The 341-nt window shown below is 67.4% G+C and carries 1 protein-coding gene; it reads left to right on the top strand.

All coding sequences use genetic code 11. The annotated features are described in order from the left end of the window. A partial coding sequence (locus SJI03_RS28890; protein WP_322429471.1) for an Ig domain-containing protein occupies positions 1 to 341 on the top strand: 341 nt, incomplete at both ends.

Here is a 341-nt window from a genome sequence, read left to right as displayed (position 1 = left end):
TTTTACGTTCAGCCTGCGCGCCAGTGACAGTAGCACGGGCGTGGGCGCGCCGTTCAGTGCGACCAACAGCTATACGCTGGCCGTGGCGGCGCCGGTATTGACACTGACGCCGGCCAGCCTGGCGGCGATCCGCGCCGGCGACGCGTATAGCCAGACATTCACGGCCGGCGGCGGCGTCGCACCCTACGTCTACTCCTTGAGCAGCGGCGCCTTGCCGACTGGCCTGGTGCTCAATGCGGCCACCGGCATCGTCAGCGGCACGCCGACGGTGGCGGGCAGCTTTGCCTTTACCTTGCAAGCGAAGGATGCGCACCAGTTCACGGTGCAGCAGGCGCTGACCT

Source organism: Janthinobacterium sp. GMG1 (assembly GCF_034427795.1).
Lineage (GTDB): Bacteria > Pseudomonadota > Gammaproteobacteria > Burkholderiales > Burkholderiaceae_D > Janthinobacterium.
This window is presented reverse-complemented; position numbering and strand designations above follow the sequence as displayed.